The sequence below is a fragment of the Flavobacterium macacae genome (genome assembly GCF_003865365.1).
GTDB lineage: Bacteria > Bacteroidota > Bacteroidia > Flavobacteriales > Flavobacteriaceae > Flavobacterium > Flavobacterium macacae.
Map to the genome: position 1 here is coordinate 158,865 of NZ_RQVR01000002.1, position 20,948 is coordinate 179,812.

General features: G+C 36.4%; 23 protein-coding genes. 20 read left to right on the forward strand and 3 right to left on the reverse strand.

Going from position 1 to position 20,948, the window contains the following annotated elements; all coding sequences use genetic code 11:
* The first annotated feature begins 28 nt into the window (after nt 1-28).
* The 9 genes from EG849_RS02485 to EG849_RS02525 all read left to right on the forward strand — a co-directional run bounded on the left by EG849_RS02485 (nt 29) and on the right by EG849_RS02525 (nt 5,935).
* Complete coding sequence (locus tag EG849_RS02485) at nt 29-670, forward strand: O-methyltransferase (RefSeq protein WP_125011505.1); 642 nt, start codon at nt 29-31, stop codon at nt 668-670.
* 148 nt (nt 671-818) lie between these two features.
* Nucleotides 819-1,565 (forward strand): electron transfer flavoprotein subunit beta/FixA family protein, encoded by a 747-nt coding sequence (locus tag EG849_RS02490; protein ID WP_125011506.1) that lies wholly within the window; start codon nt 819-821, stop codon nt 1,563-1,565.
* A gap of 108 nt (nt 1,566-1,673) precedes the next feature.
* Complete coding sequence (locus tag EG849_RS02495) at nt 1,674-2,642, forward strand: electron transfer flavoprotein subunit alpha/FixB family protein (RefSeq protein ID WP_125011507.1); 969 nt, start codon at nt 1,674-1,676, stop codon at nt 2,640-2,642.
* 325 nt (nt 2,643-2,967) lie between these two features.
* Complete coding sequence (locus tag EG849_RS02500) at nt 2,968-3,600, forward strand: bifunctional nuclease family protein (protein ID WP_125011508.1); 633 nt, start codon at nt 2,968-2,970, stop codon at nt 3,598-3,600.
* Nucleotides 3,601-3,667: 67 nt separating this feature from the next.
* Nucleotides 3,668-3,880: a hypothetical protein gene (locus tag EG849_RS02505; protein ID WP_125011509.1), complete on the forward strand. Its 213-nt coding sequence runs from the start codon at nt 3,668-3,670 to the stop codon at nt 3,878-3,880.
* Nucleotides 3,881-3,919: 39 nt separating this feature from the next.
* Entirely contained in the window at nt 3,920-4,135 is a 216-nt protein-coding gene (locus EG849_RS02510) for a hypothetical protein (RefSeq protein WP_125011510.1), read from the forward strand.
* Between the two features lie 69 nt (nt 4,136-4,204).
* Complete coding sequence (locus EG849_RS02515; RefSeq protein WP_125011511.1) at nt 4,205-5,029, forward strand: thymidylate synthase; 825 nt, start codon at nt 4,205-4,207, stop codon at nt 5,027-5,029.
* 71 nt (nt 5,030-5,100) lie between these two features.
* Complete coding sequence (locus EG849_RS02520) at nt 5,101-5,448, forward strand: 2TM domain-containing protein (protein ID WP_125011512.1); 348 nt, start codon at nt 5,101-5,103, stop codon at nt 5,446-5,448.
* Nucleotide 5,449: 1 nt separating this feature from the next.
* Nucleotides 5,450-5,935 carry a dihydrofolate reductase gene (locus tag EG849_RS02525; RefSeq protein WP_125011513.1) on the forward strand — a complete coding sequence of 162 codons (486 nt, stop codon included), beginning with the start codon at nt 5,450-5,452 and terminating at the stop codon, nt 5,933-5,935.
* 72 nt (nt 5,936-6,007) lie between these two features.
* On the opposite strand, the gene EG849_RS02530 is transcribed toward EG849_RS02525, so the two are convergent.
* Nucleotides 6,008-6,325 (reverse strand): hypothetical protein, encoded by a 318-nt coding sequence (locus tag EG849_RS02530; protein WP_233581738.1) that lies wholly within the window; start codon nt 6,323-6,325, stop codon nt 6,008-6,010.
* Between the two features lie 200 nt (nt 6,326-6,525).
* On the opposite strand from EG849_RS02530, the gene ubiE reads away from it, so the two are divergent.
* Nucleotides 6,526-7,257 carry a bifunctional demethylmenaquinone methyltransferase/2-methoxy-6-polyprenyl-1,4-benzoquinol methylase UbiE gene (ubiE, locus tag EG849_RS02535; protein ID WP_125011514.1) on the forward strand — a complete coding sequence of 244 codons (732 nt, stop codon included), beginning with the start codon at nt 6,526-6,528 and terminating at the stop codon, nt 7,255-7,257.
* Nucleotide 7,258: 1 nt separating this feature from the next.
* Complete coding sequence (gene porT / locus EG849_RS02540; RefSeq protein WP_125011515.1) at nt 7,259-7,963, forward strand: type IX secretion/gliding motility protein PorT/SprT; 705 nt, start codon at nt 7,259-7,261, stop codon at nt 7,961-7,963.
* Between the two features lie 2 nt (nt 7,964-7,965).
* On the opposite strand, the gene EG849_RS02545 is transcribed toward porT, so the two are convergent.
* Nucleotides 7,966-8,694 (reverse strand): TrmH family RNA methyltransferase, encoded by a 729-nt coding sequence (locus EG849_RS02545; protein WP_125011516.1) that lies wholly within the window; start codon nt 8,692-8,694, stop codon nt 7,966-7,968.
* An 88-nt stretch (nt 8,695-8,782) separates the two neighbouring features.
* Between EG849_RS02545 and tamL the strand changes: the two genes are divergently transcribed.
* From tamL to accD, 3 genes are all read left to right on the forward strand, one after another.
* The gene (gene tamL / locus EG849_RS02550) at nt 8,783-11,293 is read left to right on the forward strand and encodes a translocation and assembly module lipoprotein TamL (protein ID WP_233581739.1); all 2,511 of its coding nucleotides are present in this window, start codon (nt 8,783-8,785) and stop codon (nt 11,291-11,293) included.
* Nucleotides 11,294-11,342: 49 nt separating this feature from the next.
* Nucleotides 11,343-12,410 (forward strand): class II fructose-bisphosphate aldolase, encoded by a 1,068-nt coding sequence (gene fbaA / locus EG849_RS02555; protein WP_125011517.1) that lies wholly within the window; start codon nt 11,343-11,345, stop codon nt 12,408-12,410.
* Nucleotides 12,411-12,484: 74 nt separating this feature from the next.
* Entirely contained in the window at nt 12,485-13,339 is an 855-nt protein-coding gene (accD, locus tag EG849_RS02560) for an acetyl-CoA carboxylase, carboxyltransferase subunit beta (protein WP_125011518.1), read from the forward strand.
* Nucleotides 13,340-13,458: 119 nt separating this feature from the next.
* Here accD and EG849_RS02565 read toward each other — a convergent pair whose 3' ends face one another.
* Complete coding sequence (locus EG849_RS02565; protein WP_125011519.1) at nt 13,459-14,709, reverse strand: ABC transporter permease; 1,251 nt, start codon at nt 14,707-14,709, stop codon at nt 13,459-13,461.
* A 121-nt stretch (nt 14,710-14,830) separates the two neighbouring features.
* On the opposite strand from EG849_RS02565, the gene EG849_RS02570 reads away from it, so the two are divergent.
* The 6 genes from EG849_RS02570 to mrdA are packed head-to-tail and all read left to right on the forward strand — an operon-like array spanning nt 14,831 to nt 20,948.
* Nucleotides 14,831-15,082, forward strand: coding sequence for a hypothetical protein (locus EG849_RS02570; protein ID WP_125011520.1), 252 nt, complete (start codon nt 14,831-14,833; stop codon nt 15,080-15,082).
* 57 nt (nt 15,083-15,139) lie between these two features.
* Nucleotides 15,140-16,666 carry a bifunctional phosphoribosylaminoimidazolecarboxamide formyltransferase/IMP cyclohydrolase gene (purH, locus tag EG849_RS02575; protein WP_125011521.1) on the forward strand — a complete coding sequence of 509 codons (1,527 nt, stop codon included), beginning with the start codon at nt 15,140-15,142 and terminating at the stop codon, nt 16,664-16,666.
* Nucleotides 16,667-16,722: 56 nt separating this feature from the next.
* Nucleotides 16,723-17,751, forward strand: coding sequence for a rod shape-determining protein (locus EG849_RS02580; protein WP_125011522.1), 1,029 nt, complete (start codon nt 16,723-16,725; stop codon nt 17,749-17,751).
* Between the two features lie 11 nt (nt 17,752-17,762).
* On the forward strand, nt 17,763-18,593 hold the full coding sequence (mreC, locus tag EG849_RS02585; protein ID WP_125011523.1) for a rod shape-determining protein MreC: 831 nt from the start codon (nt 17,763-17,765) through the stop codon (nt 18,591-18,593).
* Nucleotides 18,586-19,095, forward strand: coding sequence for a rod shape-determining protein MreD (locus tag EG849_RS02590; protein ID WP_125011524.1), 510 nt, complete (start codon nt 18,586-18,588; stop codon nt 19,093-19,095). The genes mreC and EG849_RS02590 overlap by 8 nt, the downstream gene beginning before the upstream one ends.
* Nucleotides 19,092-20,948: a penicillin-binding protein 2 gene (mrdA, locus tag EG849_RS02595; protein ID WP_125011525.1), complete on the forward strand. Its 1,857-nt coding sequence runs from the start codon at nt 19,092-19,094 to the stop codon at nt 20,946-20,948. The genes EG849_RS02590 and mrdA overlap by 4 nt, the downstream gene beginning before the upstream one ends.

Below are 20,948 nucleotides of genomic sequence, written 5' to 3' on the forward strand. Positions count from 1 at the left end.
TTTATAATTTTGCTAAAAATCAAATACAATGCACTTTATCTCTCCTGAATTAGAATTATATGTAGAAAGACATTCTGAAGACGAACCGGCGCTTTTAGCCGCTTTGCACAGAGAAACTTTCCAGAAAATTATGCAGCCGCGAATGTTGAGTGGTCATTTTCAAGGACGGGTTTTGAGTATGCTTTCTAAATTAATTAGACCGTTAAATATTCTTGAAATAGGCACTTATACGGGTTATGCCACTTTGTGCCTGGCCGAAGGAATGCAAGACAATGGTTCGATTGACACCATAGATATTAATGAAGAATTAGAAGATATTCAAAAAAAATATTTTGATTTATCTGATTGGAAAGATCAAATTACCCAACATTTGGGCGATGCATTAGAAATAATTCCGAACTTAAATAAAAAGTACGATTTGGTTTTTATTGATGCTGACAAAGACAATTATTTAAATTATTGGGAAATGATTTTGCCCGTAATGAACAAAGGCGGCATTATTTTATCTGATAATGTTTTGTGGAGCGGCAAGGTTTTAGAGGAACCAAACCCGAAAGATTTGAGCACCAATGTTTTATTAGAATACAACAAAAAACTAAAAGAAGATTCGAGAGTTGAAACGGTTTTATTGCCGATTCGCGATGGTTTGACAGTTAGTAGAGTTTTGTAACATATTGCTAAAAAAAACGAAGAGATCTTTTACGAAAACGAAATAGTTGCACAAAATCTGTCTAATTATTATGCGTGCATAGTTTTTTTTTTGAATTTTAATTCATACTTTCGAAGCCTAAAATATCAACACTATAATTTTATATAAAATGAAAATATTAGTTTGCATCAGTCACGTCCCTGATACTACTTCAAAAATCAATTTCTCGAACGGTGATTCAGAATTTGACACAAACGGAGTTTCTTTCGTAATAAATCCTAATGATGAATTTGGCTTAACAAGAGCAATTTGGTTCCAAGAACAACAAGGCGCTAATGTTACTGTCGTAAATGTTGGTGGTCCAGAAACCGAAGCTACTTTAAGAAAAGCTTTGGCAATTGGCGCAAACGAAGCCATTCGTGTCAACGCAAATCCAACTGACGGTTTCTTCGTAGCGAAGCAATTGGCAGAAGTAATCAAAAACGGAGGTTATGATCTTGTAATTGCAGGAAAAGAATCTTTGGATTATAACGGAGGAATGGTTCCTGGAATGATCGCAGGAATTACCGGAATGAACTTTTTAAATTCTTGTACCGATGTAAAAGTGGACGGAACTTCAGTAACTGCTTCCCGTGAAATCGACGGCGGAAAAGAAACTGTTTCAACCTCTTTGCCATTAATTATTGGCGGACAAAAAGGTTTGGTTGAAGAAAAAGACCTTCGTATCCCAAATATGAGAGGAATCATGACTGCAAGAACGAAAGCTTTGACAATTCTTGAGCCCGTTGACGCTTCTGTAAACACAAAAGCGGTGAAATTCGAAAAACCAGCTCCAAAATCGGCGGTAAAATTAATCAGCCCTGATAATTTAGACGAGTTGATCAGCCTATTGCACAACGAAGCGAAAGTCATATAATTTGAGATTTTAGATTTCAGATTTTAGATTTCAGTTTGCAAAAACAGTAAAATTAAAAAACACGATTTTAGATTTTTCATAAATCATAAATCACAAATCATAAATAGTATGTCAATATTAATATACGCAGAATCTGCAGAAGGTAAATTCAAGAAAGTAGCTTTCGAATTGGCTTCATACGGTAAAAAAGTAGCAGCATCTTTAGGAACAACAGTAACGGCGGTAACAATCAATGCTGGCGATGTTTCTGAATTATCAAAATATGGAGTCGATAAAGTCTTGAAAGTAAGCAGCGATAAATTGTCAAAATTTACTGCAAAAGCATACGCAGACGTTATCAAACAAGCCGCCCAAAAAGAAGGAACAAAGGTAGTTTTACTTTCATCAACAACTGACAGCCTTTATTTGGCGCCACTTGTTGCCGTTTCTCTTGACGCAGGTTATGCTTCAAACGTGGTGGGATTGCCAGTGAGCACTTCACCTTTTCAAGTAAAAAGAAATGCTTTTTCAAACAAAGCTTTTAACATCACTGAAATCAGTACGGATGTGAAAGTTTTAGGATTGGCAAAAAATTCATACGGCGTTTTTGAAAACGCTTCATCGTTAACTGAAGAAGATTTTTCTCCATCAATTGGCGACAATGATTTTGGCGTAAAAGTTGAATCAGTAGAAAAAGTAACCGGAAAAGTAACCATTGCTGATGCAGAAGTTGTAGTTTCTGGCGGAAGAGGATTAAAAGGACCAGAAAACTGGGGAATGTTAGAAGAATTAGCTTCTGTTTTAGGCGCTGCAACGGCGTGTTCAAAACCAGTTTCTGACTTAGGTTGGAGACCGCACAGCGAACACGTGGGACAAACCGGGAAACCAGTAGCCACAAACCTTTACATCGCAATTGGAATCTCTGGAGCCATCCAGCACATTGCCGGAATCAACTCTTCAAAAGTAAAAGTGGTCATTAACGCTGACGCTGACGCGCCGTTCTTTAAAGTTGCCGATTATGGCATCGTGGGAGACGCTTTTGAAATCGTTCCGAAGCTGACCGAAAAATTAAAAGAATTCAAGGCGAATAATTCGTAAATATTTTTTTAAATTTGCCCATCTTAGGGCTATCTGAAATGAGGTAGAAATATCAAGATTCAGATAGCCCTTTTTGTTTTTTAGAGCGAATGGTTAGGGCTTTTTCAGTAATGGCAATTCCTGCTTTCCGTTCTAATCTTTTTCGGCGAAGAAAAATCGCCCAAAAAGGATTTCCACTGCAATCAGGGCTAGAAAGCAATCCATTTATTGCCAATCTTTGTCAAAAAACTTGGAGCAGTAAAAAAATAGTAGTAATTTTCAACAAACAAACACCAACCAAAATTCAGTTTTGAATTGAATTTTAAAATTGATATTAAATCAAAAAATGAGTTTAGTAAAACTAACCATAAAGGGAATTTCATACAGCCAAACACAAAATGGTGCGTACGCATTGATTTTAAATGAAGTGGACGGAGAACGAAAACTGCCAATCGTCATTGGCGCTTTTGAAGCACAGTCCATTGCCATTGCTTTAGAAAAAGAAATCAAGCCTCCGCGCCCACTGACACACGATTTGTTCAAAAACTTTGCAGAAAGATTTGATATCGTGGTCAAACAAGTTATCATCCACAAGTTGGTGGACGGCGTTTTTTACTCCAGCATTATTTGCGAAAGAGACAAAATCGAAGAAATCATTGACGCCAGAACTTCAGACGCCATTGCTTTGGCCTTGCGTTTCAGCGCTCCGATTTTCACCTATAAAAATATCCTTGACAAAGCCGGAATCTTCTTGAAAACAAATCCACAGGAAGGCGAAAACGAAAATCAAGATTTAGACGATATTCTTTCCCACCCAGAAACTTTTGGAATGGAAGACGATAGCACGGCTGATGCTTCAAATGCTTACGCCAAATTAAGCCTTTCAGAATTACACGAACAATTGGAAACTGCCGTTCAAAATGAAGATTATGAAAAAGCAGCCAAGATTCGTGATGAAATTTCTAAAAGAGAATCTTAGAAAGTTATAGCGTTTGTTTAACCGAAAGTTGGCCGCAACATTACAATTAACAGTTAAATAGAAAATAATGATAGCGAAATTAGAAAATGAATATTTCAATCTTTACAATCAACAGAAAGAAATAATCGGTAAACTAAAAACGAATCTTAAACCTAACTATGCAGAAAACGAAATGTTTGTTGGAGAAAAAACATTTAAGATTATTCGTAAAGGTTGGGAATTTAAAATTTTTGAAAATGAGGAGATTGTTTACAATTTAAAAGTTAATTCATTTTTTTGAGATATTACTGTAATTGAACTCAACAAAAAAATAAAAGGCGTGTTTAGCTTAAAGTGGGGAACACAATTAGTTGATGAAGAAAATAACACTTTATTAAAAATAAGAAATGAAAATCAACTAGTTAATAAGGGAACTTACATTTTTAAAATTGAAGACAAAAGTGTGAGTGATTTTGAAATTCTATTGTCTTTATTTGGACATATTTATGGTTCAAATTTAAAAACGAAAGCTACTATTGCTGGAACTATTAGTTAGAAACACTTCGCACAACATCAGTTGATAACTGATTAAACAAATCAACAGCTAACCGATTAAACAAAAAAAATGCAACAATATTTAGACTTAGTAAAACACGTTCTTGAAACAGGAACGCAAAAAGGAGACAGAACCGGAACCGGAACTAAAAGTGTTTTTGGATACCAAATGCGTTTTGATCTATCAGAAGGTTTTCCGATGGTTACTACTAAAAAATTGCATTTAAAATCAATCATTCATGAATTGCTTTGGTTTTTGAAAGGCGAAACAAATATTTCGTACTTAAAAGAAAACGGCGTAAAAATTTGGGACGACTGGGCTGATGAAAACGGAGAATTGGGCCCGGTTTATGGGCACCAGTGGCGAAATTGGAACAGCGAAGAAATTGACCAAATCACAGAATTGATTGAAACCTTAAAAAAAAACCCGAATAGCCGAAGAATGTTAGTTTCCGCTTGGAACCCTTCGGTCTTGCCAGATACTTCAAAATCATTTGCTGAAAATGTAGCCAACGGAAAAGTGGCTTTGCCACCGTGCCACGCTTTCTTTCAGTTCTATGTAGCTGACGGGAAACTATCGTGCCAATTATACCAACGAAGCGCGGACATTTTCTTAGGAGTTCCGTTTAACATTGCATCTTATGCTTTATTGACATTAATGATTGCTCAGGTTTGTAATTTAAAACCAGGCGATTTCATCCATACTTTTGGCGACGCGCACATTTACAACAATCACTTTGAACAATTAGAATTACAGCTTTCTCGCGACCCAAAACCATTGCCTAAAATGATTTTGAATCCAGAAGTTAAAAACATCCTGGACTTCAAATTTGAGGATTTCACTTTAGAAGGTTATGAACCGCATCCACATATCAAAGGCGCAGTTGCCGTTTAAGAAAACATTATTCCGTCCGCTATTTTTTAATTTTAAAATAAATCCTATCTTTAAAATCAAATTACACATAAATGGACAATAACCAACAGCACGAACTTTATGAATATGCCCGAAGACGAATTAAACAGAAAAAACGCTTGTATTTTCACTTCGTATTATTTTTTGTCGGAAGCATTTTTTTTGTTTTAATCCATAGAGTCTTAAAAATTGACTTTTATCCCGATTCAAATTGGGATATTTGGGCCATAACCATTTGGGCATTCCTTTTTATATTGCATTTCATCCGAGTTTTTATCACCGATAGCTTTATGAATAAAAACTGGGAACGTTCACAAATAGATAAATTGGTTGCCAAACAAGAAAGAAAACTACAGCAGCTGCAGTCAAAAGTTGACAATTCTCAAAACGAAAGCTTATAATATGATTACAATGGTTGCCGCAATTGCAGAAAACAATGCGCTCGGAAAAGACAATGACTTGCTTTGGCATTTGCCCGATGATTTTAAAAGATTTAAGCAAATTACTTCGGGACATTATATTATTATGGGAAGAAAAACTTTTGAAAGTTTCCCGAAACCGCTCCCAAATAGAACTCACGTTATTATCACGCGCCAAAAAAACTACCATCCCGAAGGCTGTATTATTGTGGACAGCATGGAAAAAGCAATAGAAGCCTGTCCAAAAGATGAAACCATTTTCATCATCGGCGGTGGCGAAATATACACTTTAGGAATGGATTTTGCCGATACAATTGAATTGACAAGAGTTCATGAAAACTTTGAAGCAGATACTTTTTTTCCTGAAATTGACAACACCAAATGGAAGCTGACCTCAGAAGAACACCATCCGGCAGATGAAAGACATAAATTTAATTTCACGTATCAAACTTTTCTAAAAAGTATTTAAAGCAAAAAAAAACATCCTGATTGCTCAGGATGTTTTTCGTTAAACACTAATTATTGTTTCAAAGAGCAATAGCTACTCTATAGACAGTATCTGATAACTTAAAATAAATATCACCACTGCCATCAAAACTCCAGAAATGAAGATAATGACATTGGCAAACTTTTGAGAATACATCTCAAAAAAGCCTTTAATACCAAATACCACAAAGGTAGAAAAGACGAAAAAAACTAAAATTTCCAAAAACAAATTTAACCCTAAGAACGTATTTGGCACCCCAATTTCAGCATTACTCGCAAAAGCACTGCTGTTGATACTGTTCACAAGAAGAAATGAGATTGCTAGTGCCAGTAACACCCATTTCAGTTCCGCTATTAAATTTCTTGAAAACATATAACTAATTTTATGTGTTTAACGTTTGGTAAAATTGCACAAATTAAAGACTCCGCACAATCGCCTAATTTTGGTATTTTTTTCTCTAACCTAATTTGGTTAGTTTTTGTTTATTAATTTTGTAAAAAAGATAAACAGTTTAAAAAATAAGGTTTTTGCTATCGTACAATAATAGTTTATCTTTGCTCAAAATATTGAAAATGTTAAAGAATATCACTCCTTATAAAGATTCACAATTAGGTAAAAAAGAGCAAGTTGAACAAATGTTCGACACTATTTCAAGTGATTATGACGGCTTAAACCGTGTCATCTCTTTTGGAATTGACAAATCTTGGAAAAAGAAAGTTTTAAAAATGGTTGCTTCAAAGAAGCCCGCCAACATTCTTGACATTGCTACAGGAACGGGCGATATGGCTATCTTGCTGGCACAAACAACGGCACAAAAAATCGTGGGTCTTGACATTTCGGCCGGAATGCTAGACGTAGGAAGGAAGAAAATTGAGGCTAAAAATCTTTCCAGTAAAATTGAAATGGTACATGCCGATTCAGAAAACATTCCGTTTGGAGACAATTCTTTTGACGCTATCACGGTTGGTTACGGAATCCGAAATTTTGAAACTTTAGAAAAAGGTCTGGCAGAAATTTATCGTGTTTTAAAACCTGGTGGAACTTTGGTGATTTTAGAAACTTCCAATCCCACAAAAACACCTTACAAACAATTTTATACTTTTTACACTAAAAACATCCTACCGTTAATTGGAAAAATGTTCTCAAAAGACCAATCTGCTTATGGTTATCTTTCAGAATCGGCAAATGGTTTTCCGTATGGTGAAGCGTTGAACAATATTTTGAGAAAAATTGGGTTTATAGATGTTGCAGACCAGCCACAAACTTTTGGAGTCGCAACAATTTATTCTGCATCTAAGAAATAGTATGAAAAAAATATTGGCCTTCCTTCTTATCGCTTTTTCGTTGCAAAGTCATGCTCAGTTTGGCAAAGGACTTTTCGGTAGCGACCCGATTATCAACCTTGAAAACTGGGACAAACAGCGTGTTCACTGGGGATATTACCTTGGATTTAATGCGTATGACTTTAAGTTTGACTACAAAACTGCAGGCCCAGACATTCAAGTAAAAGGAACAACTGGCTTTAATGTGGGACTTATCGGAAACTTAAGATTGCAAGAATACATCGATTTGCGTTTTGAACCGGGCTTGTATTACACCCAAAGAGATTTATATTTTCCTGGATTTGACAATGAAACGGATGCGTTGCGCCAAGTCAAATCGACTTATATCCACTTTCCGCTTTTATTGAAATTTTCGGCTTTGAGAACCGGAAACATCAGGCCTTTTTTGGTTGGCGGTGTTTCCACAACTTTAAACTTGGGCAGTAATTCTAAATCAAAAGACGACAATTTGAACGAACGTTTCCGCATGAAACAATGGACAAATAACTATGAAATGGGATTTGGCGTTGACTTGTACTTAGAATATTTCAAATTCTCTCCTTCCATTCGCGGTGTTTTTGGCCTTAATGACGAAATTATCCGTGATGAAGACCCCAATTCTCCTTGGACCGGAAACATCGGAACAATGAAAACCAGAGGTGTTTTTGTAAATTTTACCTTTCAATAAAATCAGAAATTTCGTTTAAATTCGCTTAAGATTATGGATGTTGCCGTGGCTACATTCAGGCTTTCTGTTTGTTGCAAGTCGCCAAATCTAGGGATTGACAATCGGTTTTGGGCCAATTTCTCAATCGTTGCAGAAATTCCGTTGGCTTCATTTCCCATCACAATGATTCCTTCTTTTGGAAGCTCGGTTTTATATATGTTTTTGCCGTCCATAAAAGTTCCAAAAACCGGAAGTTTGGTTTCCTTAATATAATTTTCCAAATTCAAATACGAAACATTCACTCTGGCAATCGACCCCATGGTGGCCTGAACCACTTTTGGATTGTAAATATCAACGGTTTCTTCTGAACAAATCAAATCTTTTATTCCAAACCAATCACAAAGACGAATGATGGTTCCCAAATTTCCCGGATCGCGAATATCGTCTAAAGCGACAATCAATCCAGAATCACTTTTTTCTTTTTGATTCGGAATTTTAAAAACCGCAAGGCAATCATTGGCCGTTGCCAAGGCTGAGATTTTTTTCAATTCCGCATCCGTGACCAAATTTATTTTATTCGGATTGATTTCTGGAAAAATAGCGGACGTCGCAAAAAGACTTTCTAATTCAAAATTAGATTGCAAGAGTTCTTGGATGACCTTTCGGCCTTCGGCAAGAAACATTTTGTGCTCTTTTCTATATTTTTTCTGCTGTAAGCTCGTTATTAATTTTATTTGGTTTTTACTAACCATAAAAAAATGTATTTTTGAATTAAATATGCCTGACCACTTGAAAAAGATCTGTACAAAAATATCACTAATTATTCTAATAGGAATAATAATGACTGCCTGCGACACCGTAAAAAGAGTTCCAGACGGAAAAAAACTCCTAAAAAAGAATGAAATCACAGTGAATGACAAAATTGAAAAAGACGAGTCCATCTCAAATCTTCTTTATCAAAAGCCAAACAGCACCTTTTTAGGCTATAACCTTCGCTTAAATTTGTATAATCTTGCCAAAGAAAATCCAGATTCCACGTTTAAGGCAAAGGTAATTGACAATCCAAAAAAATATGAGAGATTGTCAACATTACTTTCTAAAAAACAAGTAGAACGCCTTGGAAACTCTTTCTTTTATTCGGGATTTCACAAATTTTTAAAAAGAACTGGTGAACCGCCTGTGATTTTAGACGAAGCCAGAGCCAAAAAATCAATTACCCGATTAAAAGCCTATTACTTTAATAACGGTTATTTTAATGCCAAAACTTCCTATGCGATTGATACTTTGCCCAACAAAAAAGCACTGGTAAAATACAGTGTTGTCACGGGAGAGCCTTACATCATTGATTCTTTGACAAGAGAAATTGCTACGCCAGAATTGGATTCTTTATATGAAGCGAATAAAAGCAAAAGTGTAATTGTAAAAGGAGAACAATTTAAAGCTTCGAATTTTGAAGCCGAAAGAGAACGAATCAACACTAATTTCAGAAATAACGGCGCGTATTATTTTCAGCCCACCAATATCACTTTTGTCGGAGATTCTATCGATACCAACCACAAAACCAATATGTTGCTAAAAATTAGCGACCGAAGCGTTCGTGTTGGCGATACGATCATCACCAAACCTTTCAAGCTTTATAAAATATCTGAAGTAAATATTTTTACCGACAGCCAAACGGGCAAAAATAAAGAAAAAGTAGCTGACAGCGCTACTTACAAGGGCTACAACATTTACAGCGTTGACAAATTGCGCTACAAACCAAAAGCAATCACCGATGCCGTTTTTTTTACTCCGGGTGTTACTTATGCTGACTTTCGCCGAACTTTGACTTCCCGCTATTTGAATAATCTGCGTGTTTTTAATTCACCGAGCATTCAATTTGTAGAAGATTCTACAGATGTCAACGGCGAATCTTTGATTACCAATATTTATTTGATGCCTCGAAAGAAATTTAGTTTTGGAGCAACTGCCGATGTCACGCACTCTAACATTCAAAATTTTGGAATTTCAGGAAGCCTTACCGGAACGTTCAGGAATGTGTTTCGTGGCGCTGAAACTTTAGAACTTTCGTTAAGAGGAAATGTGGGCTCTTCCACAGATTTTGGTGTTGCCAACCCAAATGATGTATTTTTTAATTTGTCAGAATATGGCGCCGATGTCAAATTAAATTTCCCAAGAGTATTTTTGCCTTTCAATACCGAAAGAATTATACCGAAAAACATGATTCCGAATACGGTTTTAAGCCTTGGTTTTGCAAAACAGCAAAATATTGGCTTGGACAAAGAAAGTTTAACTGGAGGAATGTATTACAATTGGAATCCAAAGCGAAATGTGACATCACGGTTTGATTTATTTAATATTCAATATGTAAAAAACGTCAACAAGTCAAATTATTTCAGAGTTTACCAATCTTCTTACGGAAGGCTAAACGATTTGGCGCAAGATTATGCTACGCAGATTAACCCTAGCTTTTTCAACGACCAAAATAATTTAATTATTGAAGAAGGAACAGACGGTTTTATCGCTGGCGTTACAGAAGGAACCATTTCGACTACTCCAGAAGACCAACGCGTGATTGAAAGCATTTCTGAAAGAAAAACAAGGCTGACAGAAAACAACTTGATTTTCGCATCGAGTTATACCTATACAAAAACGACAAAAACAGATTTGCTTGACAATAATTTTTGGATTTTTAAAACCAAATTAGAATCAGCCGGAAACTTTTTAGGCCTTATATCTCGATTGTCTGACCAGCCAAAAAATCCAAACGGAAACAGAACTATATTAGAAGTAGAATATTCGCAATACATCAAAGGAGAACTTGATTTTATCAAACACTGGGATTTGTCAAACAGCAAGGTTTTGGCGATGCGCGCTTTCTTTGGAATCGCAGTCCCTTATGGAAATTCAGATAATATTCCTTTCTCAAAAAGTTACTTTGCGGGAGGCTCTAATGACATCAGGGCATGGCAATCGTATGGCCTAGGACCGGGAAGCAGTGGCGGTATCAATGATTTTAACGAAGCAAACATGAAAATCTTGTTCAGCACAGAACTTCGTTTTAAAATGTTAGGAAAATTATACGGTGCCGTTTTTGCCGATGCCGGAAACATCTGGAACGTTTTAGACAGCGAAAACAATGAACAATATACTTTCACCGGACTAAAATCTTTAGAAGACATGGCCTTAGCTTCCGGATTCGGATTTAGATATGACTTTAATTTCTTCGTAATCCGTTTGGATTTAGGATTTAAAACCTATGATCCGGGTAAAGAAGTGAGCGAAAGATGGTTCAAAGATTACAATTTAGGCCACTCCGTATTAAATATTGGAATTAATTACCCATTCTAAATTCAGAAATTATTATTTTTGTACACTTTAACTATAAACAAAATACACAATGGCGCATAATATTAAACCAGGCGTTGCTACAGGAGATCAAGTTCAAGCAATTTTCAAATATGCAAAAGAAAAAGGATTTGCACTTCCGGCAGTAAACGTAACTGGGTCAAGCACAGTTAATGGCGTTATGGAAACGGCTGCAAAATTAAACGCACCGGTTATTATCCAATTCTCTAATGGAGGATCAATTTACAATGCAGGTAAAGGTTTGTCAAATGCAGATGAAAAAGCAGCTATTTTAGGTGCAGTTGCAGGCGCAAAACACATTCATACTTTGGCTGAAGCTTACGGAGCGACAGTTATTCTTCATACTGACCACTGTGCAAAAAAATTATTGCCATGGATTGACGGACTTTTAGACGCTTCTGAAAAGCATTTTGCAGAAACAGGAAAATCGTTGTTCAGTTCTCACATGATCGATCTTTCGGAAGAGCCAATCGAAGAAAACATCGAAATCTGTAAAGAATATTTAGCAAGAATGAGCAAAATCGGGATGACTCTTGAAATCGAGCTTGGAATCACAGGCGGTGAAGAAGACGGAGTTGACAATTCTGATGTAGACAGCTCAAAATTATATACACAGCCAGAAGAAGTAGCATACGCCTACGAAGAGCTTTCAAAAATCAGCCCTCGCTTTACCATTGCAGCTGCATTTGGTAACGTTCACGGTGTTTACAAACCAGGAAACGTAAAATTGACTCCAAAAATCCTTGACAATTCTCAAGTTTATGTTCAAGAAAAATTCAACACAGAAGCGAATCCAGTAGATTTCGTTTTCCACGGAGGTTCAGGTTCTACTGTTGAAGAAATCAGAGAAGCAATTGGTTACGGAGTTATCAAAATGAACATCGATACTGACTTGCAGTTTGCCTTCACTGAAGGAGTGAGAGACTATGTAGTTAAAAATGTGGATTACTTAAAAACTCAAATTGGAAATCCAGAAGGAGAAGAAATTCCGAACAAAAAATATTACGATCCAAGAAAATGGATGCGCGAAGGTGAAATTACTTTCAACACAAGATTAGAGCAAGCTTTTAAAGACTTGAACAACGTTAACACTTTGTAATACTAAATTTCCAAATGCTGGTTTTCAATAATTGGCGTTTGGATTTTTTATATAATAACCCTAAATAATTAAAGATGGCTTGGTTTAAAAGAACGGAAAAAGGAATCACGACAGCGACGGAAGATAAGAAAGATGTTCCAAAAGGACTTTGGTATAAATCTCCAACCGGAAAAATTATTGATGCCGATGAATTGGCAAGAAACTTATTTGTAAGCCCAGAAGACGGATTTCACGTTAGAATTGGCAGTAAAGAATACTTTTCAATCCTTTTTGACAATAATGAGTTTGTCGAATTAGACGCAAAAATCACTTCAAAAGATCCACTAAACTTTGTGGACACAAAGAAATATTCTGACCGTTTGAAAGACGCCATGGACAAAACCAAATTGAAAGATGCGGTAAGAACGGCTGTCGGGAAATCAAAAGGGAGAGATTTGGTAATTTGCTGTATGGACTTCGCTTTTATCGGCGGCTCCATGGGAGCTGTTGTAGGAGAGAAAATCGCGAGAGGAATTGACCACTCCATCAAAAACAATATTCCGTTTGTGATGATTTCAAAATCAGGTGGCGCAAGAATGATGGAAGCCGCTTATTCGTTGATGCAATTGGCAAAAACTTCTGCAAAACTAGCACAGCTGGCTGATGCAAAAATTCCGTACATCTCTTTGTGTACTGACCCAACAACGGGTGGAACCACTGCTTCTTACGCGATGTTAGGCGACATTAATATTTCTGAACCGGGCGCCTTGATCGGTTTTGCCGGACCAAGAATCGTAAGAGACACAACTGGAAAAGATTTGCCAGAAGGTTTTCAAACTTCAGAATTTTTGCTTGAGCATGGTTTCTTAGATTTTATCACGCCAAGAAAAGAATTAAAAGACAATATCAATTTATACTTGGATTTGATTTTAAACAATCCGGTTCGATAACAGATTTTTATTAAAATAATTAAGCCACAAATTCACGAATAACACTTCTGAATTTGTGGCTTTTTTATATCAATACTTTAACTGATTTTAAAAAATATCGTGGATTCGTCGCTGACTTTTTACATTCCCGTTCTAATCGCTTCAACCGGATCTAATTTTGAAGCTGAAATGGCAGGAAGAATTCCAGATACAAGTCCGATGAACATTGCCAAACCGGTTCCTAAGATCATATTTCCTACACTCAAAACAAACTCAAAATCAAGTGCTTTTGACAACCCAAAGGCAATTATCCAGACAAAAAACAACCCGATTAAACCACCTATCAGGCATAAAATTATGGCCTCGAATAGAAATTGAAGCAAAATGAAACGATTTTTTGCCCCGAGCGATTTCTGGATTCCGATCAAATTGGTTCTTTCTTTTACCGAAACAAACATGATATTTGCGACCCCAAAACCTCCTACAAGCAGAGAGAAAAAACTAATGGCCCAACCAATTCCGTTCATTACGCCAACGATTTGATCAATCATTTCGGTAAACCCAGAAAGCACGTCAATGAAAAAATTATCTTCCTGGCCAATTTTCATACCTCTTTTGTTGCGTAGTTTTTGAATTACTTCCCCTTTAAATTCATCAACATCCACACCTTCATTTGGCTTGAAAATAATGATTGGCGTCATCGTGTCATTATGGTCGCCAAATTTATTTCGCATGAAATTTACCGGAAGGCAAACTGCCGTATCGTTACTATTGCCAAAAGTGCCCTGTCCTTGTTTTTCTAAAACACCGATTACCGTAAATTTCTGTCCGTAAAGTCGGATTTTTTTACCAATGGGATCTGTATTTTCAAAAAGGCTGTTTGCAATTTCATATCCCAAAACAATAACTGCTGTTCCCGAATTGGATTCTGATTCATTGAAAAAACGGCCTTGCTTGAATTTCATCGACTGGATTTCAACCAACTCGTGCGTGGCAGGAATCACATTGACATCACTGACGGTTTTTGTATCGTATTTTGCAATTTGCCTTGCTGTAAACAATTGGTATGCGGCCTTATCCATTCCGTTTACCGAATTTTTAAGGTACTGGAATTCTTCGTACGTCACGTTTGGAAATTGTTCTCTTTTCCAACGCGGGATTTCAGAAGGACCGAATGAAAAACGCTTTAAATACATGGTGTTTTTATCAAGCGAACTCATGTCGCTTTTGATCTTTCTGTCTAAAGAATCAACTGCCGCAAGCACGGCAATGATGGAAAAAATTCCGATGGTAACGCCGAGCAGCGATAAAATGGTTCGCAGTTTATTATTACGCAAAGCATTGAGGGCAAAGCCAAAACTCTCTCGCAACAATCGAAAATATAAAACCATAATGGTGAATTTGTGTTGTTGTAAAATTCAGTAATTTAATTTCAATTTCCTAAAAAAAATTGAAGATTGTGCTTTTGGAAAACTGCAGATTTGCAGATTTATTAAATTATTATTTATAGAAATGGGCGAATCTGCGTTGAGAAGTAAAATTGGTATTGATTTTAGTTTTTCCGCAATGGTCCAAAAGTTTAAAAAAATGGCTGAAGTTTCTCAAATAGCCCCGATTGGCAGCAGCAGCAGCAGCAGCAGCAGCAGCCTTTTCTTCCGTTTACGGAGAAAAGCTACTGCAGAAAGCGGGGAAAATGGATGGCTGAAAATAAACGCCTTTTTGCTTCAAAAAAAAATTAAAAAAATAAGAAAAACAGATGGCTAATGTTTTGAATGTTAAAGTTTGAATAACTACTTTTGCACCTTTAAACACAACTACACCATGAGCACTTCAAAAATTATCAAATCAGCACTTATCTCTGTTTTTTCAAAAGACGGACTGGAGCCAATCGTGAGAAAATTACACGAGCAAAATGTAACTTTTTATTCTACTGGCGGTACAGAAGATTTTATCAAAAACCTTGGGATTCCTGTAGTTCCGGTGGAAGATGTTACTTCTTACCCTTCTATTTTAGGCGGAAGAGTAAAAACGTTGCATCCGAAAATTTTTGGTGGCATTTTAAACCGTCAAGATCACGAAGGCGATGTGCAGCAGATGGAAGAATTTGAAATTCCACAGATTGATTTGGTGATTGTTGATTTGTATCCTTTTGAAAAAACGGTGGCAAGTGGCGCTTCGGAAGCGGATATTATCGAAAAAATCGATATCGGCGGTATTTCTTTGATTCGCGCTGCAGCGAAAAACTTTAAAGACACTGCAATTGTGGCTTCGGTGGATCAATATGCTGATTTCTTAGAATTGATTAAAAAGCAAAATGGAGCATTGACATTGGAAGACCGAAAACTTTTTGCTACCAAAGCATTTCACGTTTCGTCTCACTATGACAGTGCGATTTTTAATTATTTTAATGCGGACGACACGATTTATAAAGCAAGCGTTGAAAACGGCCAAGTGTTGCGTTATGGAGAAAACCCGCATCAGAAAGGGTTTTTCTTTGGCGATTTTGAAGCAATGTTCCACAAACTTCACGGAAAAGAATTGTCTTACAACAATCTTTTAGACGTTGACGCTGCGATAAACTTGATTTTAGAATTTAAAAACAACGAGCCGACTTTCGCAATTTTAAAGCACAACAATGCGTGCGGATTGGCAACAAGAAGCACGATGAGAGAAGCGTATCTTGATGCTTTGGCTGGAGACCCAACTTCTGCTTTTGGCGGGGTTTTAATTGCAAACGGAAAAATTGATGCTGACACGGCAAGAGAAATAAACCAATTATTTTGTGAGGTTGTGATTGCGCCAAGCTATGACGAAAGTGCGATTGAAATTTTATCTGAAAAGAAAAACAGAATTATTTTAGTTCAAAATGAAGTGGAGCTTCCTCAAAGACAGGTTCGTACGTGTTTGAACGGATTATTGGTTCAAGATAAAAATAATGTTACAGACAATAAAGAACAACTAAAGACCGTTACAACAACTCCCCCATCTTCAGAAGAAATTGAAGATTTGTTATTTGCATCAAAAATTTGCAAAAACACAAAATCGAATACCATCGTGCTCGCAAAAAACAGACAGCTTATTGCATCAGGAACCGGACAAACGTCTCGTGTTGATGCATTGAAACAAGCAATTGAAAAAGCAAATAACTTTAATTTTGATTTGAAAGGAGCCGTGATGGCGAGTGACGCATTTTTCCCTTTTCCAGACTGTGTGGAAATTGCTGATAAAGCCGGAATAACTGCTGTAATTCAGCCAGGTGGCTCTATAAAAGATGAGTTGAGTATTGATTATTGCAACGAAAATAAAGTTGCAATGGTATTTACAGGAACACGTCATTTCAAACATTAATTTATGTAACTTTGCATGTTAATTTTTTATAAACATTTTTAACCCAAATAATACTTATGGGATTTTTTGATTTCATGACCGAGGATATTGCGATAGATCTTGGTACCGCTAACACACTGATTATTCACAACGATAAAGTTGTGATTGACAGTCCATCAATTGTAGCTCGTGACAGAGTATCTGGCAAAATCATTGCTGTGGGAAAAGAAGCCAGCTTGATGCAAGGTAAAACCCATGAAAACATAAAGACCATCAGGCCATTGAAAGATGGAGTTATTGCTGATTTCGATGCTTCGGAAAAAATGATCAGCATGTTTATAAAAAGCATTCCTGCACTAAAGAAAAGAATGTTTACCCCAGCACTCAGAATGATTGTTTGTATTCCATCAGGAATCACTGAAGTAGAAATGCGTGCGGTTAAAGAATCTTGTGAAAGAGTAAATGGTAAAGAAGTTTACTTAATTCACGAACCAATGGCTGCTGCAATCGGTATTGGCGTTGATATCATGCAACCAAAAGGAAATATGATTGTGGATATCGGTGGTGGAACTACTGAAATTGCAGTTATTGCCCTCGGAGGAATTGTGTGTGATAAATCTGTAAAAATTGCCGGTGACGTTTTCACAAATGACATCGTATATTACATGAGAACGCAGCACAATCTTTTTGTTGGAGAAAGTACTGCTGAAAAAATCAAAATTGAAATTGGCGCTGCAACAGAAGATCTTGAAACGCCGCCAGAAGACATGTCAGTGCAAGGTCGAGATTTGTTGACTGGAAAACCAAAACAAGTGGAAGTTTCTTTCAGGGAAATTGCAAAAGCATTAGATAAATCTATCCAAAGAATTGAAGATGCCGTAATGGAAACGTTGTCTCAAACGCCACCAGAATTAGCTGCCGATATTTACAACACCGGAATCTATCTTGCCGGCGGCGGATCCATGTTAAGAGGATTGGACAAACGTATTTCTCAAAAAACAGATCTTCCGGTTTACATCGCAGAAGATCCTTTGAGAGCTGTAGTTCGAGGAACAGGAATGGCACTTAAAAACATACCAAAATTCAGAAGCATACTAATAAAATAACAGCATAGTTCATGCAGCAAATACTAAATTTTATATTTAAAAACAGCAATAAGTTGCTGTTTTTGCTGCTTTTGGGCATTTCGTTAGTACTTACAATCCAATCGCATTCTTACCATCGAAGTGAAGTCGTGACTTCTGCCAATTTTATTTCGGGTGGCGTTTATGAAAAAATTCATAACGTTAAAGAATACTTGAACTTAAAAACGCAGAACGAACAGCTGGCGCAAGAAAATGCGATCTTAAAAAAGTTACTTTACAATGCCAAAGATTCTACTGCCATTGTGGTAAAAGACAGCTTGAAAGGGTATCGGGGAATGAACACGATTATTTCAAAAGTGATCAAAAACTCTTATAACGTTAAAGAAAACTATCTGACGCTAAATTCAGGCTCTAAAGCAGGAATAAAACCAGATATGGGTGTTGTCAACGCTTTAGGAATCGTTGGAATCGTTGAACATACGTCTTCAAATTATGCTACCGTAATCAGCGTTCTGAACATAAAATCTCAGATCAATGCTAAGATCAAAAAGTCCAATCATTTTGGAACTTTACGCTGGGACGGAAAAAACACTGGATTTGTTCAGTTGATTGACGTTCCGAGATTGGCAAATGTTCGAAAAGGCGACACGATCGTAACCGGAAATGAATCGGTTACTTTCCCGCCAAATGTGGGAATTGGCATCATTGATAAAATTTATACAGATAAAGAAACCAATTACTTTACGCTGAATGTTCGATTATTTAATGACATGACCAATCTGGGACATGTGTATGTAATTGAAAATTATGAGAAAAAAGAAATTGAAGAATTAGAAGCAAAAACGGAAGCGGAAAATGAATAGTACAGTTTTATTAAATATCGCCCGCTTTGTACTTTTGCTTGCCGCACAGGTTTTAATTTTTAACGAAATTGACTTTTGGGGTTATGTTAATCCGTATCCTTACATCCTTTTTATTCTGCTTTTTCCAGTAAACGGAAACAAATCGGCTTTACTTACCGCAAGTTTCTTTCTAGGAATCGTTATGGATATGTTTTGTGACTCAGGAGGTATTCACGCAACGGCTTGTGTTGTTTTGGCCTATGTCAGACCAACTTTTTTTAAATTTTCTTTCGGTGTAAGTTATGAATACCAAACCGTCAAAATTAACGACAAACTCACGCCTGAACGATTTTCTTTTCTGCTGATTTCGGTTTTCACACATCACATCATTTTGTTTTTATTAGAAATTTTTAAATTAAATTTCATTTTAGACATTTTACTCAGAACCGTATCCAGTTCTATATTTACTTTAATACTTTGTATCATAATTATTTATATATTTAAGCCAAGCACCAAACGATGAGAAAAATATTTTTGCCCTCTTTGATAATTGTTTCTGCAATTGTAATTGTGGCGAGGCTTTTCTACCTTCAAATCATTGATGACTCCTTTATAAAAAAATCTGACAATAACGCGATCAAGATACGATATGAATATCCTGAACGCGGTTACATGTATGATCGAAACGGCGTGCTCCTGGTTGCAAATCAACCTTCTTATGACGTCATGGTAATCCCAAAAGATGTCAAGGATATTGATACTTTAAGTTTTTGCAAACTATTAAAAATTCCCAAAGAAGAATTTATTAAAAAATTAGAAAAAGCAAAGGTGTACAGCCCAAGGCTTCCTTCAGTTTTTTTACCCCAATTAAACAAAAAAGAATATGCTGGTTTTCAAGAAAAGATCAGGAAATTTGAAGGATTTTATATCCAAAAACGTTCGCTTAGAGACTACCAGGTCAATGCCGCAGGAAATGTTTTTGGCTACATCGCGCAAGTAAATGACGCTATTATTGCCAAAAATCCGTATTATAAAAGTGGCGATTTAATCGGAAGACAAGGTGTGGAAGAAGTGTATGAAGAATTTCTTCGTGGCCGCAAAGGTGTAAAATACATCCAGAAAGACCGTTTTAACAGAGATATTGGTTCGTATAAAGAAGGAATATACGATACCGTAGCCGTTCAAGGAGAAGATGTCAAATTAACTTTAGACATTGAACTTCAAAAGTACGGCGAATCTTTAATGATTAACAAACGAGGCGGAATTGTAGCTTTAGAACCGAAAACAGGTGAAATTCTAGCTTTAATTTCGGCACCAACTTACGATCCTGCCTTATTAGTTGGTCGTGATCGATCAAAAAATTATACAAAATTAGACCAAGATACCTTAGGAAAACCATTATATGATAGAGGTTTATTAGCCGAATATCCTCCAGGTTCACCATTTAAAATTATGACTGGCCTAATTGGTTTGCAAGAAGAAGTGATTGATGTAAACTCCAGTTTTGTTTGCCGTCATGGATTTTCTTATGGTCGAGGTGCTTTTATGAAATGCCACGACAACGGTACCAATAATTTACATACCGGTATGGCACATTCATGTAATACTTATTTTGCAAGCGTTTTTAAACTGACTATTGAGAAATATCCAAAACCAGCTTATGGCGTTGATGCGTGGAGCAATCACCTTAAAAGTTTTGGTTTGGGTAATTTTATGGGATACGATATGCCTGCTGGAAGAAAAGGACATATTCCAGATTCAAGGTATTATAAAAGATGGTATCCAAATGGCGGCTGGAGGAGTTCCACCATTATTTCAAATTCTATTGGCCAAGGGGAAGTTTCCACAACACCAATTCAGTTGGCAAACATGATGGCGACTGTTGCCAATGAAGGCTATTATTACACGCCTCACATCATCAAAAAAATTGAAGGCCACACCATTGATAAAAAATACACCACAAAACACGTAACCACTGTTGAAAAACAACATTTCAAACCTATAATCGAAGGATTATTTGGTGTTTACAACGAAGGAACGGGCCGATCATTAAGAGTAGAAGGAATTGATATTTGCGGAAAAACTGGAACAGCAGAAAATTTTACAAAAATAAACGGAGTCAGAACACAACTTACGGATCACTCTATTTTCGTAGCTTTTGCACCAAAAGATAATCCAAAAATTGCTATTGCGGTATTTGTAGAAAATGGATATTGGGGAGCTCGCTGGGCAGGACCGATGGCCAGTTTAATGATCGAAAAATATTTGAAAGGAACAATTACAAGAACTGATTTAGAAAAAAGAATGTTAGAAGGAAGTCTTGAAGCTGAATATGCAAAAGTAACCAGTGGAGAACCATTTACCATCAACAAGTAA